Raw genomic sequence first — 3,518 nt, 5'->3', positions numbered from 1 at the left:
ATTGTCGGTATCTTCAAAGACGATACCGCGCATCGCGCCAACACCGGTCATGGCTCCTAGCATGGGAAAACGCTCGCTTGCTTTCCAGCGCTGGTAAGCACTCACAATCGCTGCTTCTTGGGCATTACCCCATGCGCTTAGCGCCTCGTCTTGCATGATATCCATCACTGCCAATGCAGCTGCACACGCGACCGCGTTGCCTGAATATGTGCCTCCCAACGCGCCTTTGGGTAAAGCATCCATTAACTCTTTACGCCCTACCAAGGCGGCCAGAGGAAGACCTGAGGCAATGCTTTTTCCTAACAGAATCAGGTCAGGCTCGATGCCGAGGTGACTGAAGCCAAAGCGTTTACCGGTTCGTCCGAAGCCTGATTGGATTTCGTCACAAATCAATAAAATACCGTGCTGATCGCAGATTTCCCGCAGCGCTTTCGCAAACTGGGGGCAAAGTAAGCGAAAACCACCTTCCCCTTGAATGGGTTCAACGACGACGCACGCCACTTCACTGGGGGCAATTTCTACGTCAAATACACGCTCTAGGGCCGCTAGCGACTGCTCAGCGGATATCCCACTATCCTGGCTGGGGAACGGCAGATGATAAACCGGGCCAGGTAGCGCGCCTAAACCGGCTTTATAGGGCTTAACTTTGCCGTTCAAATTGAGTGCGGCCAAGGTGCGGCCATGGAAAGCATCGTCAAAAGCAATCACACCCTGGCGCCCCGTGACACCACGGGCAACCTTCAGAGCGTTTTCTGTCGCTTCCGCCCCACTGTTCGTCAACATACATCCCAGCGGATAAGAAACCGGCACAAACTGGTCAAGTCGCTCTACGACAGAGAGGTAGCCACGGTGCGGCAAGGCATTAAACGCTGAATGCATGAGGGTATCGACCTGAGCCTTGACGGCCTCGACCACCGCTGGATGGCCATGCCCCAGGTTAAGCACACCAATACCGCCAATAAAGTCGATATAACGCCGTCCTGATTCGTCCCACACCTCTGCATTACGCCCTTTAGTAATGCAAACGGGGTGAAGGATGCCTAATGCACTGCTGACGTTGGGAAGGTCCATCGTCGTAAACGCTCCTGAAATTACCAAGTGTTCGCTTATCAAACAGGTTCAAGTAGCAGATCACAAACGAAAAAAAACGCTAAATGCATGCCCAATAGGAATACATAGAAAATAGCCGGTTGATTTGAAAGTAGCAGCGGTGGCCACCTAGCACAGGCGCTCCTTGCCTGACACCTATGACACTAAAAAAGATCAAAAAATATTAAAAAAATCTGGGCATCGGGCAGGCTGCTATAAATCGCAAATAATTGATTATGAAAAGCATTTATTAAAACCAAATCGCATGACAAAATGGAATACGTACGCAACTTAATTTCTTTTGTCTGTCGGGCGGCATACGTGAACAATAGCCAGCTACTTTTTCGCGCTCTTTTCGCTGACCGATCCCCAGACGGTCGGCTTGCGAGAATTGCTAAGCAGAATTTTATTATAAATAATTTAATTAGCAGGAGTTAACATGAAAAACATTACCTCTAAAGTGCTTTCATCAAAAGTGCTATCACCAAAAGTGCTATGCGGCGTTGGCGCGACTCTTCTGTTGGCGGGTTGTGGTGGCGACAGCAAACCTAATATTGCTATTGGCCCTCCTGCCAGCACCACTCAAGGCGTTTCCCAACTACTTTTTGATGCCTACGGTATTGGTAGCGATAAGTACAATACCTATCAAGAAGGCTTTGGTGCTGCACTCGATGGTGTGCAAGATGGCAACATCGATATTTCTATCGGTATTCTTGGTTTACCTTCTGGCAGCATTGAGAACTTACAAGCCTCAAGTGGTGATGCACGCCTAATTAGCTTAAGCGATGACGCTATAGACTATATTGAAGAGAACAGCGCCTATAAGCGCTTTACGATTCCCGCTAATAGTTATGCGTTCCAAAACGAAGATGTAAATACTATTACGGCTTATGCCATTTTAGTTGGCAACACAAATACTATTGATGAAGAGCTGGGTTATGAATTAGCGCGTTTAATGCATGAACATGCTGAAGAAAACACGCACTCTCAATCTGCGTTCATTACCCTTGAAAATGCACTCAATGGTTCGGAAGGCCTCCCCATTCACCCCGGTGCTAAAAAATATTACGAAGAGCAAGGCCTCACCGTAAATAACCCGGTTGCGGAGCTTGGCGAAACTGAAGCCAAAGAAGAGTTTATTTTAGGTACCGGTAGCCAAGGCGGCACTTACTACCCTCTCGGCGGTGAGATGGCCACCATTTGGAACCGTTACCTGGAAAACTATAACTTCACCAATATTGAAACTGGCGCTTCAATCGAAAACTTAGTGAGCATTCGTGATAACGGTATGGATCTTGGGATGACCGTACACGCACCGGCACAAGATGCCGTTGCCGGACGCGGAGAGTTCGAAAGTGGCGCGATTGATAACGTCGCCTTTATCGGACACATCTACCCTGAAGTCATTCAGATTATCACCCGTGAACGCTCCAATATTGACAGCCTAAGTGATCTAACTGATTGATGTTCCCTTTTCGCCGCTGGCTAAGCCAGCGGCGTTATATGTATGAGGTTTAATCGTGGATAAAAAAAAACTCCTGACGAAGCGGCGCTTTTAGAAAAGTATGATCGTGAGTCACAAGTACGCTCTGCACTACAGCTAGGCAAGTGGGGCTGGATGATCACCCTAATGGGTGTATCACTGACGTGCTTTCATCTCTATACCGGTTATTTTGGTACGCTACCGTCACAGCAGCAAGGTGCCGTCCACTTAGGGCTTGCCTTGGGGATGATCTTTATCTTATTCCCTGCAACGCGCGGTGCGGGCAGGCGTAATGGCGTGCCGTGGTACGACGTAATACTCGCCTTCGTAGCCACTTTTGCCGCCTACTATAAAATCCTGTTTTATGAAGAAGTCCTGCGTGCAAGGGTTACGGGCTATTCAGCCGTTGACCTAACGATTGCCGCACTCGGTGTGCTGTTTGTACTAGAAGCAACTCGCCGTACTGTAGGGATGCCAATTGTTGTCATGGCCACGTTGGCAATTCTCTATGCGCTGTTTGGCAACTTGATCCCCAGTCCTTTGCTTTCTCATCCTGGCTTCTCTCTTGAGCAGGTGTCTCCCTACTTATGGTTTAGGGAAAGCGGCGTTTTTGGTACGCCCCTGCAAATATCGGCGCGCTTTATCTTCTTGTTCTTGTTTTTTGGCGTTGTTCTGATGCATACCGGCGTCGGCCGATTCTTTAATGACTTAGCCTTTGCGTTAACCGGGCGCTTTACGGGTGGGGCTGGCAAAGCCGCCGTTATAGCAAGTTCGCTGCAGGGTATGATTTCGGGAAGCTCTATCGGCAACACCGTGGCTTCTGGCTCTTTCACTATTCCTATGATGAAAAATGCCCGTTTCAAGCCCGAAGTAGCAGGAGCTGTCGAAGCGTCAGCCTCTACCGGCGGGCAGATTATGCCGCCTTTAATGGGGGCTGCGGCTTTCA

At 49.2% G+C, this 3,518-nt stretch carries 3 protein-coding genes; 2 read left to right on the top strand and 1 reads right to left on the bottom strand.

Features of this window, described 5'->3' with window-relative positions; translation table 11 throughout:
- On the bottom strand, positions 1-1,071 hold a 1,071-nt coding region (locus AC0UA9_RS16835), incomplete at its 3' end, for a 2-aminoadipate transaminase (protein ID WP_475661820.1).
- A 457-nt stretch (positions 1,072-1,528) separates the two neighbouring features.
- Here AC0UA9_RS16835 and AC0UA9_RS16830 point away from each other — a divergent pair.
- Positions 1,529-2,554: a TAXI family TRAP transporter solute-binding subunit gene (locus tag AC0UA9_RS16830; RefSeq protein WP_125752336.1), complete on the top strand. Its 1,026-nt coding sequence runs from the start codon at positions 1,529-1,531 to the stop codon at positions 2,552-2,554.
- Positions 2,555-2,707: 153 nt separating this feature from the next.
- Positions 2,708-3,518: TRAP transporter permease (locus AC0UA9_RS16825; RefSeq protein WP_475661818.1), on the top strand; the 811-nt coding region annotated here is incomplete at its 3' end.

It is taken from the genome of Colwellia sp. F1 (assembly GCF_056238625.1).
Note: the sequence above shows the minus strand (reverse complement) of the source record. Positions and strands in the feature narration are given on the sequence as shown.